This is a genomic window from Selenomonas sputigena ATCC 35185 (assembly GCF_000208405.1).
Classification (GTDB): Bacteria; Bacillota; Negativicutes; order Selenomonadales; family Selenomonadaceae; genus Selenomonas; species Selenomonas sputigena.
This window is the reverse complement of sequence record NC_015437.1, coordinates 2,513,326-2,532,693: the sequence shown is the minus strand read 5'-3', so window position 1 is coordinate 2,532,693 and position 19,368 is coordinate 2,513,326. Positions and strand designations below refer to the sequence as shown.

At 57.1% G+C, this 19,368-nt stretch carries 17 protein-coding genes; 3 read left to right on the top strand and 14 right to left on the bottom strand.

Going from position 1 to position 19,368, the window contains the following annotated elements; all coding sequences use genetic code 11:
- Nucleotides 1-34: 34 nt before the first annotated feature.
- Together SELSP_RS11510 and SELSP_RS11505 are read left to right on the top strand one after the other, a co-directional pair.
- Entirely contained in the window at nucleotides 35-337 is a 303-nt protein-coding gene (locus tag SELSP_RS11510; RefSeq protein WP_006192585.1) for a hypothetical protein, read from the top strand.
- A gap of 26 nt (nucleotides 338-363) precedes the next feature.
- Nucleotides 364-1,185 (top strand): IS3 family transposase, encoded by an 822-nt coding sequence (locus SELSP_RS11505; RefSeq protein ID WP_169311131.1) that lies wholly within the window; start codon nucleotides 364-366, stop codon nucleotides 1,183-1,185.
- Between the two features lie 98 nt (nucleotides 1,186-1,283).
- On the opposite strand, the gene SELSP_RS11500 is transcribed toward SELSP_RS11505, so the two are convergent.
- From SELSP_RS11500 to purB, 12 genes are all read right to left on the bottom strand, one after another.
- The gene (locus SELSP_RS11500; protein ID WP_013741079.1) at nucleotides 1,284-1,928 is read right to left on the bottom strand and encodes a PepSY domain-containing protein; all 645 of its coding nucleotides are present in this window, start codon (nucleotides 1,926-1,928) and stop codon (nucleotides 1,284-1,286) included.
- A gap of 173 nt (nucleotides 1,929-2,101) precedes the next feature.
- Nucleotides 2,102-3,283, bottom strand: a complete 1,182-nt coding sequence (locus SELSP_RS11495) for an iron-containing alcohol dehydrogenase (protein ID WP_006192579.1) — start codon at nucleotides 3,281-3,283, stop codon at nucleotides 2,102-2,104.
- A gap of 86 nt (nucleotides 3,284-3,369) precedes the next feature.
- Nucleotides 3,370-4,380, bottom strand: a complete 1,011-nt coding sequence (locus SELSP_RS11490; protein ID WP_013741078.1) for a hypothetical protein — start codon at nucleotides 4,378-4,380, stop codon at nucleotides 3,370-3,372.
- Nucleotides 4,381-4,543: 163 nt separating this feature from the next.
- Complete coding sequence (locus SELSP_RS11485; protein WP_006192576.1) at nucleotides 4,544-6,535, bottom strand: TonB-dependent receptor plug domain-containing protein; 1,992 nt, start codon at nucleotides 6,533-6,535, stop codon at nucleotides 4,544-4,546.
- 27 nt (nucleotides 6,536-6,562) lie between these two features.
- A complete protein-coding gene (locus SELSP_RS11480) occupies nucleotides 6,563-8,473 on the bottom strand; it encodes a TonB-dependent receptor plug domain-containing protein (RefSeq protein WP_006192574.1) in 1,911 nt (636 codons plus the stop codon).
- 157 nt (nucleotides 8,474-8,630) lie between these two features.
- Nucleotides 8,631-9,578, bottom strand: coding sequence for an ABC transporter substrate-binding protein (locus SELSP_RS11475; protein WP_006192573.1), 948 nt, complete (start codon nucleotides 9,576-9,578; stop codon nucleotides 8,631-8,633).
- 111 nt (nucleotides 9,579-9,689) lie between these two features.
- Nucleotides 9,690-10,436, bottom strand: coding sequence for an ABC transporter permease (locus SELSP_RS11470; protein ID WP_013741077.1), 747 nt, complete (start codon nucleotides 10,434-10,436; stop codon nucleotides 9,690-9,692).
- Complete coding sequence (locus SELSP_RS11465; RefSeq protein WP_006192570.1) at nucleotides 10,433-11,176, bottom strand: ABC transporter ATP-binding protein; 744 nt, start codon at nucleotides 11,174-11,176, stop codon at nucleotides 10,433-10,435. Before SELSP_RS11465 ends, SELSP_RS11470 begins: the two co-directional genes overlap by 4 nt.
- The gene (locus SELSP_RS11460; RefSeq protein ID WP_006192569.1) at nucleotides 11,173-11,982 is read right to left on the bottom strand and encodes an ABC transporter ATP-binding protein; all 810 of its coding nucleotides are present in this window, start codon (nucleotides 11,980-11,982) and stop codon (nucleotides 11,173-11,175) included. Before SELSP_RS11460 ends, SELSP_RS11465 begins: the two co-directional genes overlap by 4 nt.
- 4 nt (nucleotides 11,983-11,986) lie before the next feature.
- Nucleotides 11,987-13,012, bottom strand: coding sequence for a FecCD family ABC transporter permease (locus tag SELSP_RS11455; protein ID WP_013741076.1), 1,026 nt, complete (start codon nucleotides 13,010-13,012; stop codon nucleotides 11,987-11,989).
- Between the two features lie 278 nt (nucleotides 13,013-13,290).
- Complete coding sequence (locus SELSP_RS11450) at nucleotides 13,291-14,577, bottom strand: adenylosuccinate synthase (RefSeq protein WP_006192565.1); 1,287 nt, start codon at nucleotides 14,575-14,577, stop codon at nucleotides 13,291-13,293.
- Nucleotides 14,578-14,652: 75 nt separating this feature from the next.
- Entirely contained in the window at nucleotides 14,653-15,945 is a 1,293-nt protein-coding gene (gene purB / locus SELSP_RS11445) for an adenylosuccinate lyase (RefSeq protein WP_006192564.1), read from the bottom strand.
- A gap of 220 nt (nucleotides 15,946-16,165) precedes the next feature.
- On the opposite strand from purB, the gene SELSP_RS12300 reads away from it, so the two are divergent.
- Complete coding sequence (locus tag SELSP_RS12300) at nucleotides 16,166-16,270, top strand: nitrate reductase (protein WP_169304911.1); 105 nt, start codon at nucleotides 16,166-16,168, stop codon at nucleotides 16,268-16,270.
- Nucleotides 16,271-16,560: 290 nt separating this feature from the next.
- On the opposite strand, the gene SELSP_RS11440 is transcribed toward SELSP_RS12300, so the two are convergent.
- Together SELSP_RS11440 and SELSP_RS11435 are read right to left on the bottom strand one after the other, a co-directional pair.
- On the bottom strand, nucleotides 16,561-17,028 hold the full coding sequence (locus tag SELSP_RS11440) for a CYTH domain-containing protein (protein WP_006192562.1): 468 nt from the start codon (nucleotides 17,026-17,028) through the stop codon (nucleotides 16,561-16,563).
- Between the two features lie 137 nt (nucleotides 17,029-17,165).
- On the bottom strand, nucleotides 17,166-18,719 hold the full coding sequence (locus SELSP_RS11435) for an SLC13 family permease (protein ID WP_006192561.1): 1,554 nt from the start codon (nucleotides 18,717-18,719) through the stop codon (nucleotides 17,166-17,168).
- Nucleotides 18,720-19,368 lie beyond the last annotated feature (649 nt).

Here is a 19,368-nt window from a genome sequence, read left to right as displayed (position 1 = left end):
TGTAGAATAAGAACTACAACAGGAGGGATTCGTTATGCCAAGACAATATACAAAAATTGAGCAGTTATCCGATGAAATCTTCCGTCTCAAGACAGAAGGAAAAACACATCGGCAAATTGGTGAAATCTATGGATTGACCAAAGAACAAATCAAGGGATTCATAAAACGCCAACGGCGTAAAGATCGCTTAAGGAAAGCCGGATATATTCCTCGTCCGAAAGGGCGCCCACGCAAACAAGCAATCGATGAGCGCACCTCTTTACAAAACGAAGTAATCGAGCTCCGTATGAAGGTCGATGTCCTGCGAAATTTTCTTTGCGAGGCTGGAAGGAGGTGAGCGTCAAATATCGTGTTATTGAGCGGTTGCGTAACGTCTATCCGGTTGTCGCTTTGTGCCGGATTCTGGAAGTATCGCGCAGCGGTTACTACGACTGGCGATATCGAATGCAGGAATCACATGCAGATGCCTGGCTGGAGCAACAAATCTTGACCTGTCAGGAACAAACACATTTCACATACGGCTATCGTCGCGTCTGCAAATGGCTTCGAAAACATACGGGGATTCACGTAAATCGAAAGCGTGTTTTGCGTGTCATGCGCAAAATCGATGCTCTCGCACAAATTCGCCGTCGTCGTCCATATACGCATTACAAAGACGCGGCACATCGCTATGAAAACTTGTTGAAGCGGCAATTCAATCCGGAGCGCCCAAATCAATTTTGGGCAACAGATATCACGTATATACCGACGGCACATGGCATGTGCTATCTGTGCGCCGTCATTGATCAATGCGGCAAAATGGTGCTGGGATGGCGCATCGGCACAGATATGACAGCTTCACTCGTTACGGACACCGTGCGTGACGCCTTACAAAAGGAAATGGTCGCTAATGGACTAATCCTCCACAGCGACCAAGGCTCGCAGTACTCTTCCCAAGCGTATTACGACCTAAGTCAAGAATACCACTTCACGCCGTCAATGTCAAAGCGTGGCTGCCCGTATGACAATGCTTCGATGGAAAATTTCTTTGGAACGCTGAAGTCGGAATGCTTACATCGGATGAAGTTTGGATCAAGGAAGGAGTTAGAGGAAACTGTAGCACAATATGTACACTTTTACAACTATGAGCGCATACAACTGAAAAGCGGTCTTACTTCATACGAAATATGGAGCAAAACCGCATAAATCAGCGTAATTCTACGACAGTGGTTTATTTTCTTGTCCGCTTAGCAGGGAGCAGTCCACTGCCTGCAGCGGGGGATTTCCTCTGTCCGTGAATTGTGTCAGTCGAAGTCGGTTTCTCTCTTCAAGATCGTGCCGTCGGCGGCGCGCAGGTCGTATTCGTACTCTTTCATGCCGCTCTTCAGCTCGACGGAGTAGACAAGCTCGCCCCGCTTCGTGTGCAGCTCCAGCTCGAAGCGGTTAAGGTCGTCCATGGAGAGATCCGCGTCCTCCAGCGCGATCCCCATCGCCTCTACATCTTCGATCACATCGTAGTCGCTGATGACGAGTTTCGTGCGCGTGTGCTTCCACGATTTTTCCCGCACGTCGATGATCTCGCCCGTCTTGGCGTCGAAATCAATGTCCATGCCGCCCGCGTTCGTCTCAAGCTCCACGCGGTAGGTCGGCATGTAGCCGCGCCCGTCGAATTTGATCTCGTAGTTCGTGAGATCGCCCTCGCGGAGTCCCGATTCGGCAATCGCCTGAACCTTGATCGTGTCGTAGCTCACGAAGTCGGCCGTCGCCGCCTCAGCGACGGAAAGGAACAGCGAATCGCTTCCCTTCGCGGCGGGAGCTGTGACTGCAGCAGTCCGCAGTGCAGGTGCGTGAAGCGTCGTCTGTCCTTGGAAGATTCCCACGCCGAGCGCGGCGAGCGCGCCGAAGCTCAGAGCGCCCGCCACGGGAGCTGCCATCCACCATTTCTTCATTTTATCTTCTCCTCTCATTGCATTTGCTTGCTTTCCTGCTTCAACACGTTCAGTATACCATGCTGCGCTAAAAGGACGATAACAGACAGATAAACAAAAGATAAACTATTTTCGGACGAGCCGCTTCATAAGCATCGTGTATTTTCCCAGCAGAAAAATATCCGGCTGCAGGCTCAATGGTTCGCCGCCGTGTAGATCTTCAAGGCGAGCGCACGGTCGACGGGATGGAATGTGCCGACACTTTTCTTGCCGTCCGCCGTCACGTTGTCGGCGAGAGCTTCCAAGGCGCGGTGCTCCAAGATGCCCGTCGGAAGCTCGCCGAGCGAGATCGGCAGCTTCAGCGAGCGGAAGAACTCCTCCGTCTTGCGGATGCCCGCACGCGCCCGCTCTTCGGCAGATCCCGCATCGACGCCCCAGACCTTCTCGGCAAAGCGCGCGAAGCGCTCGGGGCGATCTTCGTATACGGCACGCGCCCACGCACCCCAGAGCGCCGTCAGGGACTCGCCGTGGTTCGTGTCGTAGCGTGCCGACAGCGCATGACCGAGCTTGTGCACGGAGAAATCCTTGTCGCGGCCGAGTCCCGTGAGTCCGCAGTGCGAGATCGTGCCGCACCACATGATCTCGCTCATCGCCTCGTAGTTTTTGTGATGTGCGAGGACGATGGGCGCATACTTCGCGACATTCTGCAGGAGCGCTTCGGCGAGGAGATCGGTGAATTCGTTGCCTTCCGTATGCGTCATGTAGCGCTCAAGCGTGTGCATGACGATGTCGGCGATGCCTGCCGCAAGCTGCGGCGAGGACAGGGAAAAGGCCAATTCGGGGTTCAAAATGGCGAAGGCGGGGCGGTTGAACGGCGACGGCAGTCCCGATTTCTCGCCCGTTTCCTCATTCGTCAGCACGGAGGAATCGCTCGTCTCGCTGCCCGCCGCAGGAAGCGTCAAGATGACGCCGACAGGCAGGCTCTTTTTGAGCTCTTTCTTGCCCGACCAGAAATCCCATAGATCGGTTTCGGGATTCGCCGTGCCATGCGCGATGGCCTTCGCCGTGTCGATGACGCTGCCGCCGCCGACGGCGAGAAGGAAGTCCGCCTCGAAGTCCATCGCCTCGCGCACAGCCTCACGCGCAAACGAAAGGCGCGGATTCGGTCGCACGCCGCCCCGGACGGAAAAGGCAAGACCCGCCGCCGTGATGACGCGCTCGACGCGCGCGAGCAGCCCGCTCTTGATGACACTGCCGCCGCCGTAAACGATAAAGACGCGATGTGCGCCGTACTTTCGAAGAAGCTCCGCCGTGCGCTCCTCGACGCCGCGGCCAAATACGATCTCTGTCGGACAATGAAAAGAAAACTCCTGCATGTTCGTACCTCCCCATCTTCAATGCTGCAAAATTCCTGCACGGTGCAGGCGGTCAGAAACAAAAGCTGCACGCCTCTGACCTCGAATCAGATCCAGCTCGGCTCTCGGCGCGAGGGAGAGATGGGCGGCGTGAGGAATTCCGGGCGGTCGCTGTCCGCATCGCCCCAATCATCCCAGCCATCCCAATCGCTCCAATCATCCCAGTCGCCCCAGTCGTCCCAAGGCGTTCGGTCATCGTGCGAGCCGAGAGCGCCTGAATCACCCGGATTGCTCCTGCCCATGCCGATGCCGTCCGCGGCCTTCTTTTTCGCCCGCCAGGTCTTGTCCTGCCAGCCGCCCTTCAAGCGGAGCAGAAAAGGCTCTGCCTCGCTCGTGCTGTTTGAGATGATATAATCCGAGATGCCGTTCGCGTCATAGATGTCCCGCTTGCTGCGCAGATACAGCACGCAGACGAGCTGCGCCTTCTTGAGATCCGTCTCGCCCGGCGGCAGATAGCAGAAGGCGATGTCGCGTCCGACGTCATGCTCGGCGAAACGTGCCACATCGTAGATCTGCGCAATTTCGAGGAACAGCTCCGCCGCATCCGCGAGCTGCTTTTCATCCGTCAGAAAAACGGTATCGACACCGCCCTGATAGCCGAGATGCGCCTCCTTCTCCTCGGGCGTGATGAAGCGCAGGCCGCGCTTTTTCGCGCACTCCTGCACCTCGTCGTTGAGCCGATCGAGACAACGCGCGGGATAGTCGGTATAGTAGGAGCGTCCGCCCGGCAGGATGATGAAGGGGATCGACGCATTGATGGGCGCGACCTTCGCATGCGCGGTGAACGTGAAGTCGCGCTCCTTGTCGCGGAAGGCGTAGTCGACTCTTTTCCACGGCTTTTCCCGCGTGACCGTCTCGCCCAAGTATTCAAGCTCGACGGGAAAATCGTACTCCGCCTCGATTTTTTCGCGCACCTCGTAGGCAGAATAAGGCTCGCTGTTCTCATCGCAGCCGCCCGTGAAGAAATAATATATGCCGTAAGCGCCCAAGCCCACGAAGAGGAAAAACGCCGCAAAGCCGATCGCGATCGCCAGCTGTGCATCCTTTGGCACCTTCATTGGATTCCTCCTCTCCATCGTTTGCTGAATTGTTTTCTCCATTATACGTTTTCCTAGGGCATAGCGTCAATACAGCTTCTTGCGTGCGGGATATACGATGCGCCGTCGCCGACATGCAAAAAGCCCCCAAGCTGCAAGCTTAGGGACTTTTCATTTTGCCGTATCAGAATGTCATATGCACGCCACCGCGCCAGACTCTACCGTCGTAGCCGAGGGCATCGCTTTCCTTGTCGAAGATGTTGTCGATGCCGAGATAAGCGCTGAAGCGGTCGTTGATCTTCTTGCTGACGACGAGGTTCATGATGCTCAGAGAAGCATCCTTGGGGATGTTTCTCTTAACCCTGCCGATGACAATCGTTTCTACATAGGGATAACCCGATACCCAATCGTTCCACAGCGTCGCGTTCCAGCCATTCTTCGCATCATCGTAGCTGAGTTGCAGGCTTGTCTTATGATAGGGACGATAATCCAGACGCTTGCCATCGCCATCGCGTGCATCAAGGTAGGTATAGAGACCGCGCACGGAGAAGCCATTGCCGAGCGCTTGCCTTGCTTCCAGTTCGATTCCTTGTAAAATCGCCTCTTTTACATTTTGATATTTTATGTGCATAAATCCAATCGGAGGCGGTCCCGGATGGATGAGCGTATAGTGATCGAAGGTTCCGTTAATCAAATCGCTGACTTTGTTGTGAAAATATGTCACCTTGCCAAAGGTCTTGTCCTTTTCCAGCTCAACTCCCAAATCAAAATTCAACGCTGTTTCCGGTTTAAGGTTGGGATTGCCATGCAACCAAGGTTTATTAGTTCTGCCGCCCGGCATACCTGGCCAATCCAAGTAAAGTTCGCTCGCTGTCGGTGCGCGGTACGCCGTACCGATGTTCGCCTTGAAGCGCAGATCTTTATTGATCTTATACGTAGTACCGAGTTTTCCCGTCACTTTGCTGCCGAAGGAACTGCTGTAATCCCAGCGTATGGACGGAATGAGCAGCCAGTCAGGGCTTGCGAGCCACTCGTCCTGTACATAAAGCGCGGCGTATCGCACGGAGTTTTTGCCAAACGGGCTTGTGATACCTTTACGTGATATGGAACCGCTGCCCGTCAAGCGCGTACTATCGTAGTCCTCTTTGCGATATTCACCGCCAAAGGTCAGCAAGTGATCGTTCGTCAGCTGCAAGGAGCGTCTGCCATCGAAAATCAAGGATTTGAAGGTCATATCATCGAAGCCAAGAAGGTTGCTGTTCGCTCTGTCCCGCCGTTCTTGATCCTTATGAAAGCGGGTGTAGTAAACTTGCGCCTCATAGTCGCCGCGCTTGTCGCGCCCCGCGTACTTGACGCCTGTCGCTACGCGCACCTGGTCATAGTCTGCACCTTGGTTATCCAGCTCTCTGGCGTAGAGGTCTTCTTTCATGTAGTCGAAGAAGACATCCAGCCACTTGTCCTTTGCCACGTCCAGGCGGCCTTCGATGTTGAAAAAGTACCTCTTGCCAAACTGATTGCTTGTGGCATTGGTGCCACGTTCGCGATAATCCGAGAGCTTGAAGCTCGTCGAGAGATTCCATTTGCCTTGCTTTCCCGTGTCGTAGCGGATGCCGCCATCTGCGCGGCGCGTTGTCCAATCTGCCGTGACAGATGTCTGCTGCTTCTCCGGTCGCTTCTTGATGATATTGATGACGCCGCCGATGGCTTCCGAGCCGTAAAGTGAGCTCGCCGCGCCACGTACGATCTCGATGCGTTCAACATCGTCCATATTGATACGATCAAACTCATAGGCGTTCATCGTGGACGATGTATCTTCTGAGCGCACGCGCCGCCCATCGATGAGGATTAATGTTTGATTTGTCTGTGCGCCGCGAATGGAAACTTGATTTCCCACCATACCCGTCTCCGTTGTGTCCAGACCGATGGCGAGCTGCAGCGCCTGTCGCACGGATTCCGCGCCCATCTTGTCGATGTCCTCGCGCGTGATGACTTCAACGGAGCTAGGCGTTTCCTTGACTTCCTGCTCTGTTCTCGATGCCGTGACGACGACGGCGCCCGTTTTGATCGCTTTTCCGTCCTCGGGCTTTTTCTCCGCCGCATAGGCGGGGACAGTCATGGCAGCGACGATGGCTGCCGTCAGCAAGAGGCCCTTCTTCTTCATGATTCTTTTCAGCATGGCTCAAACTCCTTATCCTTGTGTTTCTTAGAATGTCATATGCACGCCGCCGCGCCAGATTCTGCCGTCGTGGAGGAATATGTCATCGTCCACATCGAAGATGTTGTCGATGCCGAAGTAGGCGCTGAAATGATCGTTGATTTTCTTATGGACGACAAGGTTCATGAGGGTGCTGGAATAATTTTTCTTTTTCCAATAATAACCCGCCAGCCAATCGTTCCACAGCGTCGCATCCCAGCCGTTCTTCGGATCTTCGTAGCTCAGCTGCAAGCTCGTCTTGTGATACGGACGATTGGGCAAGCGCACGTCATCGCCGTCACGCGCATCGAGGTAGGTGTAGAGTCCGCGCACGGAGAAGCCGCTTCCGAGCGCCTGTCTTGCTTCGACCTCGATTCCTTGCAGTGTCGCTTCACTCGTGTTCATGTAGCGATAGTGATACTTTGGAGTTATGCTCAACAGATCCGTGTCAATCAAGTTGTCCACCTTGTTATGGAAATAGGTGATTTTCCCGAAGGTCTTGCCCTGATCCAACTCGAACCCGAGATCGAAGTTCAGCGCCGTTTCGGGTTTCAGGTTCGGATTTCCTTCTATATAGATCCACGAACCCGGCCAATCCATATAAAGTTCAAGGGATGTCGGCGCACGATACGCCGTGCCGATGTTCGCCTTGAAGCGCAGCCCTTGATTGATTTTATATGTCGTGCCAAGGTTGCCGGTCACCTTACTGCCGAAGGATGTGCTGTGATCGAAACGCACGGATGGGATGAGCAGCCAGTCCGGATGCACGAGCCACTCGTCCTGCACGTAGAATGCCGCATAGTTCACCGAGCTTTCGCCGAAGTTTTTGCCGACACCCTCGCGCTTGACGAGGCTGCCGCCCTTTATGCGGCTGCCTTCATAATCTTCTTTGCGCCACTCGCCGCCGAAGGTCAGCAGGTGATCTTTCGTCAACTGCATGGAGCGTCTGCCGTCAAAGATCAATGATCGGAAGGTTATGTCATCGAAGTCCTTAAGTTTTCTGCTCGGTATAAGCCTCTGGTTTTGATCCGTATGCAAGCGCGTGTAGTAAACTTGCGTTTCATAATCGCCGCGCTTGTCGCGTCCGGCATATTTGACGCCTGTCGATAGGCGCACATTGTCATAATGTACGTCTTGCCAGCTATATTCCTTTCGGTCAAGATTTTCGCTAAGATAGTCTGCAAAAACATCCAGCCACTTATCCTTTGCGACATCCATGCGACCTTCGATATTGAAGAAATATTTCTTGCCGTGCAGATTGCTGCTCGCCGCGGTTTCGCGCGCTCGATAATCCGAGATCTTGAAACTCGTCGAGAAATTCCACTTCCCCTGCTTTCCCGAATCGAAACGAATGCCGCCATCTTTGCGAAGCGTCGTCCAATCCAACGTGACGGATGTCTTTTGCGTGTCCGATCTTTTGCGGATGATGTTGATGACGCCGCCCAAGGCTTCCGAGCCGTAGAGCGAGCTTGCTGCGCCGCGCACGATCTCGATGCGCTCTACATCGTCGATATTGAAGCGCTCCAGCTCGTAGACATTCATTGTTTTATCCGTATCCCCTGTGCGCACGCGCCGCCCGTCGATCAGAAGCAGCGTATGGTTCGTTTGCATACCGCGTATGGAAACGTGATTGCCGACCATGCCGTTTTTCAGCGTATCCAAACCCATAGCAAGCTGCAGCGCCTGCAACACGGACTCTGCGCCCATCTTGTCGATGTCCTCGCGCGTGATGACTTCGACGGAACTTGGCGTTTCTTTGACTTCCTGCTCCGTCCTCGAGGCCGTGACGACGACGGCATCCGTCTTGATGTGCTTTTCAGCGTCGGGCTTCTTCTCCGCCGCATAGGCGGGAACGCTCATGGCAGTGACGATAGCTGCCGTCAGCAAGAGACTCTTCTTCTTCGTGATTCTCTTCAGCATTGCTTCAACTCCTTATCCTTGTATTCCTATGAGATATATAGATACAATAGGCGCAAGGGAGCGGCAAAATGCCTTGCTCCCTTGTAGCCCGGATAAATCTTGTTCGTTCATCCCCGGCACAAGCTTTCTATGACGTGGTTCTTCACAGAAAGCTTGCTTATTTCTCCGGATACATGATGTCAGCAAGTACCTCAAGTGCATCCGCTGCACGCACGCCGGGGTTGATGGCGAAGAGTTCGTAGGGCAGGACATAAACGCGCCCGTTCTTCACGGCATCGACGTCCGCCCACGCTTCGCTCTCCTGCAAGTCGCGGCGCATCTTCGGCTCAAGCGTTTCCGTCGGGCCGTGCACGATGGCGAAGATGATCGAGGGGTTTTCGCGTGCGACGAACTCCATGGAAAGCGGCAGATAGCCGCCGTCGCCCTCGGCGCGGTCAGCGATGTTGCCGCCGCCGAGCAGCTCGATGAGTCCGCCCGTGAAGCATTTCTTCGTGCCCATGTTGAAGCTCTCGGGCGAGCCGAAGACGAGCAGGCTCTTGGGCGGCGTGCGCCCTGCGGCGCGTTTTTCAACCGTCGCGAGCTTATCCTTGATCGTCTGCACCTCTTTTGCGACCGCCTTCTCATCGCCCGTGAGCTTGCCGTAGAAGATCAGCGCATCGAAGAGCGAGGGCACATCGTCGAGTGCTTGGATATAGATGGGAACGCCTGCATTGCCGAGTGTCTCTTCGAGATCGGTGTGAAAGGGCACGTTCGTGCCGATGACGAGATCGGGCTGCAGGGAGAGGATCTTCTCTATGTCCGGCTGGTGGATGATGCCGACTTCCTCGGCCTGCGCCGTCTTCTCCTTGACCGTCTGCGACAATGCCTGCGAAGTCGGCTTGCCGACGACGAAGTCTGCGCCGCCCGCCGCGACGAAGAGATCGAGGTTCGAAGCGTTCAATATGACGACGCGCTTCGGGTGCGCGGGCATGGTGACTTCGCGCCCCATGCTGTCCTTCGCCGTCAGCTCCTTCGCCTGCGGCGCTTCCTGCGCACGCGGCAGGAAGATGAAGACGACAGCCGCCGCGAGGCACAGGAGCGCGATGATGATACCAAACTTTCGCATTGAAAACCTCCTTAATGTAGAATCGTAAAAATCAACTGGAGGAAGCGCGAATAAAGCCAAAGATACAGCGCATCTGCGCAAATCTGGGCGACTTCATTTTATCAGCGTTTCCTAAAACTCCTGATACCGTTTCATGCGCCGGACGCCCCAGCCGAAGGCGAGCGCTGTCAAGAGCGCGAGCACGACGAAGGACGAGAGCGCACCGCCGTCCCAGCCGTCTGCCTGCAAGAGTGCGTTCGTATGGGCGAGCGGCAGCAGGGAGACGAGACGCTGTACGATCTCGGGCAAATTGGCGATGGGAAAGAAGGAGCCGCAGAAGAACGTCATCGGCGTGATGAAGAAATTGATGATGACGGAAAACTGCTCCTGCCCGCGAATAGAAAGGCCTACGGCGACGCCGAACGCCGCGAAGCAGAACGCCGTGAGCACGAGTCCCACGAATCCCGGCACGGCGAGCAGCCGAATGTCGAAGAAGAGCCAGGCGGCAAGGAAGACCGCCGCTCCTGCGAGTATCGCTCGCACGGCGCCCGCAAGCGCGATGCCGAAGACGATCGAAGCGTCGCTCACGGGACTCATGCGCAGCACGGAGAACGTGCGGAAGTAGAAGCGTGCGGCGCTGACCGAGATCGCCGTCTGCTGGAAGCCGTTCATCATGACGGTGATGGCGAGCATCCCTTTGGCGAGGTAGGCGATGTAGCCGCCCGTGACTTCGACGGCGCTGCCGAGTCCCCAGCCGAAGGCGAGCAGATAGATCATCGGAAAGAGCAGCCCCGAGAACAGGTAGCCCAAGCCGCCGATGCGATGGACGAGCATCGCCATCTCGCGCCGAAAGACCGGCCAGAAGCCAAGCGCAGTCACGAACACTCCTCCTCATGCGAAAGGCGCAGGAACGCCTGCTCAAGATCTTTTGCATCGCCTGCCGCCGCGCGTATGCCATCCGCCGTATCGAGGGCGCGCAGTCTGCCCGCGCGCAGGAAGGCGATGCGCCCGCAGAGCCTTTCCGCCTCTTCCATGTAGTGTGTCGTGAGGAGCAGCGTCTTTCCTGCATCGCGCAGCTTGCGGATCAGCGCCCAGACCTCCTGCCGGAGATCGGGATCGAGTCCCGCGCTCGGCTCATCGAGGAGCAGTACGGCGGGATCGGTCATCGCCGCACGCGCGATGACGGCGCGCCGCTTCATGCCGCCCGAGATTTCTTCGGGACGCTTATCAAGAAAGTCCGAGAGGTGATACCGTTCCGCTGTCTGATGAACCATTTCTTTGGCATCCTTGATACCATAGAGCCGTGCGTAGGCGAGCAAGCTCTCTCCGACAGTCAGCTCGCTCTCCAGCGTATTCTCCTGCGGCACGAGGCCGATGAGACGGCGAAAGTGCACGCTGCGCTTCGCCGCATCCTCGCCGCATACATGGATCGTGCCCGCATCGGGCCTTGCCAGTCCCGCGACGAGGCGGATGAGCGTCGTCTTTCCCGCGCCGTTCGGACCCAGAAGCCCCATGACCGTGCCGCTTTCCACGTCGAGCGTCACGTCTTCGAGGATTTTCTTGCCCTTGCGGCTGCATGAGACGCCGGCGATGGCGATTACCGTCTCCTTTGTGCTCATACGGCTTTCGCTCCATCGGCGACGCGCTCGGGCAGACAGAGCTTCGTGCGCCTTCCCGCAATCGTCACGTCGCGGACGACGCTCTCGACGCCGTAGAGTTCGCGCACGAGGGCTTCGGTGAAGACCGCCTCGGGCGCACCGTCGGCGAGCACCTGCCCGTCGTGGATGGCGATGATGTGGTGGCTGTAGCGCACGGCTTGATTGAGATCGTGCAGCACCATGACGACGGTCAGCCCCAGGGACGCATGGAGTTTTTCCACAAGCTCCATGAGCGCCAGTTGGTGACGGATGTCGAGATACGTCGTCGGCTCGTCGAGGAGCAGCACTTCGGGCTGCTGTGCGAGCGCCATGGCGAGCCGCGCACGTTGGCGCTCGCCGCCTGAGAGCGCGAGGATCGGCCGCTGGGCGAACTTCTCCATTCCCGTTCGCGCCAGGGCTTCACGACATGCCTCGCCGTCCTCCTTGGAAAAGGAATCCCAGAACTTCCGATGCGGCAGGCGTCCCATGCGCACAAGCTCCATGACGGTGATGTCGCCGGGTGGCTCGGCGCTCTGCGGCAGAAATGCGACCTTCTGTGCGACCTCGCGCTCCGTCTTTTGCCACAAATCCTCGCCCATGAACTCGACGCGCCCCGCACGCGGCTCCAAGAGGCGCGCGAGCGCCTTCAGAAGCGTCGACTTGCCCGAGCCGTTCGGCCCGATGATCGCGGCGATTTCCGCGCGATTTATGGAAGCCGTGACTTCATGGACGATCTCCGCCTTGCCGTAGCCGAGCGAAAGGCCGCATGCCTTCAAGATTTCTGCCATATCGTCACTCCCTTCGAAGACCCTTCTTGAGCAGATAGAGGAAGAACGGCGCACCCAAGAACGACATGAACACGCCGACGGGAATCTCGACAGGGGCGAATGCCATGCGTGCCGCCGCATCGGCGCCCGCCACAAGAACAGCGCCCCAGATGGCGGCGGCGGGCAGCAGGTAGTCGAAATCCGATCCCGTCAGAAGGCGCACCATGTGCGGCACGACGAGCCCGACGAAGCCGAGCATGCCCGCAGCACTCACGGCAGATGCGGCGAGCAGGGCGGCGAGCACGAGCAGCACGAGCCGCGCACGCGCCACATGGACGCCAAGGCTTCGCGCCGTCTCCTCGCCGAGCTGCAAGGCGTTGAGCCAGCGGCTGCCGAGGAGCGTGCCCGCGATGCCGACGAGCGTGTAGGGCAGAACCATTTCCACATGGCTCCAGCTGCGCCCCGCGAAGCCGCCCGCCATCCAGTTCACCGTGCCCTGCACGCGGTCGGAGTAGAAGACCATCAGAGCCGTCATCGCCCCGCCGAAGAACGCCGCGATGGCGACGCCCGCGAGCACCATACGCATCGGATGCACGCCGTTGTCCCACGACAGCGCGAAGACGAGCGCGACGGCGATCATCGCGCCGACAAATGCGCCGAGCGGCACGAACTTGACTTCTGCGGGGAAGAGAATCATGATGCACATGGCGGTCAGTCCCGCGCCCGCCGAGACGCCGATGATGCCGGGATCGGCGAGCGGATTCTTCAATATGCCCTGCAGGATGCAGCCGGCGAGCGCGAGGTTCACACCCGTCAAAGCGCCCGTGATGATGCGCGGCAGGCGGATGTGGTAGAGGATGCGATAGTCCTCGGGCGTGCCGTTTCCCATGAGCGTCGGCACGATGGCTTCAGGTGCGATGTGCACGGCACCCGCCGAAGCGCTGACGATGAGCGCAAGGGCGAGCGCGACAAGACCGAGGACGAGGGCGATACGCCTCTTTCGCGCACGCGGATGCACTTCTGCCGGAAGAATTTTTTCCGATGCTTCCATTGCGTCACTCCATTCATAGATATTATTATTCTCACTTCTAGGAGAAAAGAAAAGGAAGTCGTAAAGCGAACTTCCTATAGTTATTTTCATATTTAATAATCTTTTTCATTTATCTTTGATATATTATCATGAAAATTCCAAGAGGTCAAGCGAATTTACAGTCCGCTCAGAAACTAGCTGCGCCCCTTGGGCTTGTCTCTTGGACGACTCAGCACCATCTGCAATAGATGAAAAAAAGCGCCTGCGTCAGATTCGACGCAGGCGCAGCCTTCTTTGCATCAGAAAATATCGTTCGCGCAGATGATCGTCTGATCGCGGTTCGGGCCGACGGAGACGATGCCGATGGCGACGCCTGTGACGGCGGAGAGGCGTTCGAGGTATTTCCTCGCCTTTTCGGGCAGCTTCGCGTAGTCGCGGCAGCCCGAGATGTCTTCCTTCCAGCCTTCGAATGTCTCGTAGACAGGCTCGACCCGCGCGAGGACGTTGAGGCTCGCGGGGATCTCGTTCAGCGGCTTGCCGTCGAGCTTGTAGCCCGTGCACATCTTGATCTCGTCAAAGCCGTCGAGGATGTCGAGGCGCGTGATCGCCATGTAGTCGAGACCCGAGAGCTGCCCCGCATAGCGCACGACGCAGGCGTCGAGCCAGCCCGTGCGGCGCGGCCTGCCCGTGACGGTGCCGAACTCGTGGCCGGCTTCACGGATCTTGTCGCCGATGTCGTTGAGCTGCTCGGTCGGGAATGGACCTTCGCCGACGCGCGTGCAGTACGCCTTGACGACGCCGACGACCTTGTCGATGCGCTTGGGCGCGACGCCCGCTCCGACGCCGACGCCGCCCGATACGGGATGCGAGGCCGTAACATAGGGGTAGGTGCCGTAGTCGATGTCGAGCATTGTCGCCTGTGCGCCCTCGAAGAGCACCTTCTTGCCAGCGTCAAGTTCCTCGTTCAAGAGGGCGATGGTGTCGCAGACATGGGGCTTTAGGAGAGCGGCATAAGCTTCGTATTCTTCCAGGATATGCTCGTAGGAGAGCGGCGCATGACCGTAGATCTTTTCCAGTTCCTTGTTCTTGATCGCGAGATTTTCCTTCAGGCGCTTTCGGAACTCCTCCGGCTCGACGAGGTCGCAGACGCGGATGCCTATGCGGTTCATCTTGTCCATGGTGCAGGGGCCGATGCCGCGCTTCGTCGTGCCGATCTTCCCCTCGCCGCGCGCTTCCTCGGCGAGTCCGTCCATGATGCGGTGATAGGGCAGGACGACGTGCGCGCGGTTCGAGATGCGGATGCCCGAAGTGTCGATGCCGCGCTTCTGCATGGCGTTCATCTCTTCGAGCGCGACTTCGGGATCGAAGATGACGCCGTTGCCGACGACGTTCGTCTTGCCGTGGTAAAGGATGCCCGAGGGCAGGAGGCGAAGCTTGAACTCCTCGCCTTTGACGCTGACGGTGTGTCCGGCATTGCTGCCGCCCTGATAGCGCACGACCGTATCGGCCTTCTCGGCGAGGTAGTCGACGATCTTTCCCTTGCCCTCATCGCCCCATTGCGTGCCTGTGACTACTACTGCTGACATAGCGATTCTCCTTCTCTATACATGATTCCGGCATTTTCTGTAAGATATGCCGGAAATCGTGGAAGCTCTTGCGAATCAGAGTCCGAAGCGTTCGAAGATCTTGTCGATGTGGCGCAGGAAGTATTGATAATCGAAGCAGTTGTCAATCTCTTCCTTCGTCAGATGCTTCAAGATGTCCTCGTCCTTTTCGACATTCGTGCGGAAGTCTTCGCCTTCCATCCAGCGCTTCATGGCATTCCGCTGTACCCACTTGTAGGCGTCTTCACGGAGAACGCCCTTGTCGACGATGGCGAGCATGAGGCGCTGGCTGTAGATGAGACCGCCCGTCTTTTCCATATCGGCGAGCATGGCCTCGGGATAGACGAGCAGCTTGTCGATGATGTTCGTAAACTTCTTCGTGCAGTAGTCGACGTTGATCGTGCTGTCGGGCAGGATGACGCGCTCGACAGACGAATGCGAGATGTCGCGCTCATGCCAGAGAGTGATGTCTTCGAGTGCCGCGACTGCATTGCCGCGCACGAGGCGCGCCATGCCCGAGATGCGCTCGCAGGTGATGGGGTTGCGCTTGTGCGGCATGGCGGACGAGCCTTTCTGGCCGGGCGCGAAGTATTCCTCCGCCTCGCGGATGTCCGTGCGCTGCAGGTTGCGGACTTCCGTCGCGAATTTTTCGAGCGAGCTTGCGACGATGGCGAGCGTCGTCATGTACTCGGCATGACGGTCGCGCTGAATGACCTGCGTCGCGAGGCGCACGGGCGTGATGCCGAGCTTTTTGCACGTGATCTCCTCAATGCGCGGATCGATGTTCGAATAGGTGCCGACGGCGCCCGAGAGCTTGCCGACGGCGACGATCTTCTTCGCGTGCTCGACACGCTCGATGTCGCGCTCGACCTCGGCGCTCCACAGGAGCAGCTTCAAGCCGAAGGTCATCGGCTCTGCGTGGATGCCGTGCGTCCTGCCGATGCACGGCGTGTGCTTGAACTCGACGGCGCGGCGGCGCAGTACTTCGAGGAGCTTCTTGAGGTCGTCGATGATGATGTCGGCGGACTTCTTCATCATGATGCCGAGTGCCGTGTCCTTGACGTCGCTCGACGTCAGTCCCTTGTGGATATATTTCGAGTCCTCGCCGACATACTCGGCGACGTTCGTGAGGAAGGCGATGATGTCGTGATTCGTGACCTTCTCGATCTCCTTGACGCGCGGCAGGTCGAACTTCGCCTTGGCGCGGATGTTCGCCGCAGCCTCCTGCGGGATCTCTCCGAGTTCCGCCATGGCCTCGCAGGCCGCGATCTCGACTTCGAGCATGGTCTCAAACTCATGCTGCAGCGTCCAGATATTGCCCATTTCAGGATTCGTATAGCGTTCTATCATGGATGCGATTCCTCCTGTCATAGAAAGCGTGCCAGACCTTCGCAGCACGCTATTTAACCTCATCTATCATAGCATTTCATGCGCTTCGCTGTCAATTCAGCATCTTGCAAAAGCAAAATGCTGTGAGACTGCATTTTAACAGCATAGCGCTATTTGTTCAGTTATGCTATACTGTATGCGTTGCCGCCCCTACATATGGCAATAGAAGGGGGTGTGCTTGATGAGTATTCTGACGTTTATTCTCTCCGTCTTGGCTGGTGTGGTTGCCAACCACATCTGCAAATGGCTCGATGAGAGAGACGACGGCAACGAGCCTAGGCGCTAAAAGTGGTCAACGTCAACCGCGCATCTGCACCCTTCGGGTTTGATTTGCGGGACGTTTTCACATACGAGTCGTTTCCCAATCGCCTGCGCCCCTTGGGCTTGTCTCTTGGACGACTCAGCACCTGCCTGCGACATGGGAATAGAAGCACCCCCCAAGGAGCTAGCTTGGGGGGTGCTTCGTGTGCTTTGAGTATTCTCACGTTTGCCACTCACAGTATAGCATGATTCCCTGCCATTGCGCAAGTCGAATCTCTTCATTTCCGCCATCGCGCTGCGAGGATTGACACATCCTCAATTCCGCCAGCGCGAGAAAGGCAGGCGCATGAGGCTTGCGTTTAGGTAGCGGCTGTCGTCGGATACCTCCGCGCCGAGCCATGTCGGATGCTCGAACATCTCGTCCGCCGCAGAAAGCTCGATCTCGGCTACGACGAGGCCCTCATTCTCGCCCCTAAAGCAGTCGATTTCCCATGTATGCGCACCGCATCGCTCCAGATAGCGGCGCTTTTCAATCCATGGACGCTCGCAGAGGGCGAGCATGGCGCGTGCGTCCGCCGCGGGGATCTCGTACTCGAATTCCAGTCGTTCGACACCCTTCGTCGGCCCCTTGACGGTCAGCCATGCGCGATCTCCTGCCAGGCGCACGCGCACGGCACGCTTCTTATCCGCTGCGAGATAGCCCTGCGCGATCTCGATTCCTTCGTCCTTCGGCTGCCAAAGCTCCCTATGGACGAGGAACTTGCGCTCGATTTCTTTTGCCATATTTCCTCCTAAACAAAAGCGAGAAAGCCGCTGCATGAAGTCTCGTGGACCCATGCAGCGGCCTTTTGCATTACACAATATTGCACAAGGATTCATGACCGTCCTTCGGGTTTTGCCGCAGACGGAGAATACCTGTCTCAGCGCGCACCGACGATGAACTCGACGAGGTAGAGCACGATCGGGATCGTCACGCAGAAGATGCCGATGAAGTCGATGTAGACGCCCGTCTTGATCATCTTCGTGATGGGCACGTAGCCCGACGCGTAGACGATGGCGTTCGGCGGCGTCGACACCGGCAGCATGAAGCCGAGCGACGAGGAGAGCGCGATGCCGACCGCAACGGGAATCGGGCTGAAGCCCGCCGCCATGGCGGCCGTGACGCCCAAGGGGCCGATCATGTTTGTAGCAGCCGTGTGCGACGAAAGCTCCGACAGGAGAAGCGCCATGACGGAGAAGATCGCGACCATCATGAAGAGCGACGGCTCGCCGCCCATCCAGCCGACGATGCAGTCGCCGACCCACGTCGAAAGACCCGTCTTGTACATCATGCCGCCCATCGCAAGACCGCCGCCGAAGAGGATCAGCGTGCCCCACTCGATGCCCGCGGCGGCGTCCTTCCAGTTCAGCGTGAACTCGCGCTCCTTCCAGTTGACGGGCAGGAAGAAGAGCAGGAGAGCACCCGCCATCGCGGCGATCGCTTCGGGGAAGAGCTTGCTGTACATCTTGAGAATCGGCGAATCGGGGCCGAGGGCAATGTTCAGGATGCCCGGCGTGACCCAGAGGATGACGGCGACGCAGAAGCCGACGAGCGTATTTTTCTGCGCACGCGTCCAGCCGCCGAGAGCGCGGCGCTTCTCGGCGATGAATGCCTCTGCCCCGTCGATGCGCTTGACGTCGGCGGGGAACATGTTGACGAGAATCAGGTATGCGATGATGAAGTAGATGACCATGGCGACGAAGCCCCAGATCATCCATTCAAAGAAGGAGATGTGGATGCCGGCCATCTGGTCGAGGAAACCGAGCATGATGATGTTCGGGGGCGTACCGATCGGGGTCAGGACGCCGCCGATGGAGCACGCATAAGCCGTCATGAGCATGAGACCCGTGGCGTACTTGTATTCGTGCAGCTCGATCGTCTTGCCGTTCGCAGCGAACATCTCCTTGATTGCTTCCAGAAGGCCGAGCGCGATCGGGAACATCATGGCCGCCGTCGCCGTGTTGCTGACCCAGCCCGAGCACAGTGCGCAGGCGAGACCGACGGCGAGGAAGATGCGCCTGGGGTTCGATCCGACCCAGGACATCGACAGGAGCGCGAAGGCGAATTTTCGGTCGAGTCCGTGCATCATCATGCCCTTGGCAATGATGAAGCCGCCCATGAAGAGGAAGATCATGGGATTCGCGAATGCCGCATAGGCGTCCTTCGCTCCCACGACGCCGCAGATGACGGCAAGCGTCGGCCCGAGGAGCGACGTCACCGGGATGGGGATCGGCTCCGTGATCCACCACAGAGCGATCAACGTCATGATCGCCAGGAGTTTGTGCGCCGGAAGCGGCAGATCGGGAATCGGCGTGATCATGACGAGGATGGCACAGATCGGCCCGCAGATCATGCCGAAGGTACGCCTTTTCCGGTCAAACGCCAGTTCGGCCTCGTGAATCTTGTCGCTTTGGCTTTTTGTTTCCGTACTCATTTACTAACACCTCCATTGCTGTTTGGGAAGCGCTGATACGTCGTACTCAATTTATCGGTGCTTCCTTTCGAAGAACGGCATGGAGCACCCGTTCCATAACCAGAGGCTATCCCCGTATAGCACCCTGGAATCGTTACTCTTTTATGATAATATAAAGCGCGTGATTTTACAATAGGAAAGAGATGATTCGGAAGGAAATAATAACCAGGTGAATTGCGGCAGCAAATCGGACGATCTCCCCCAAATTTTCAAGCAGCAGAAGCAATGTGGTTGAATCGTCCTTGAAACAGCTCTTCGGAGTGCGGTATCCTAATATTTCCTTTGCTGCGAGCTGAGTTCATCCGCTCTGTTTTGAAAAACGGTTAGAAAATCCGATGTTTGAAGTTTCGCGTTGTTGTGAGCAGAATGTTTCTCGGACATGCAGGATGCTTCTTTCGGCGTAGGTTTCTCTCCGAATACTCTGCCACAGGTGCTTCTGCCTGTCTTTTTTTCGTGTCCGATTTCATTTTACAATAAACCCATCGGAATTATTGTCAAAAGTCGCAATTTTCCATTGACAAATACGAAAAATATGCGATACTTAGGATTATAGGAGGTTTATCTCCTTATAGTTTTTATCTATGATCAACACCATCATGAAAGAGGTGCA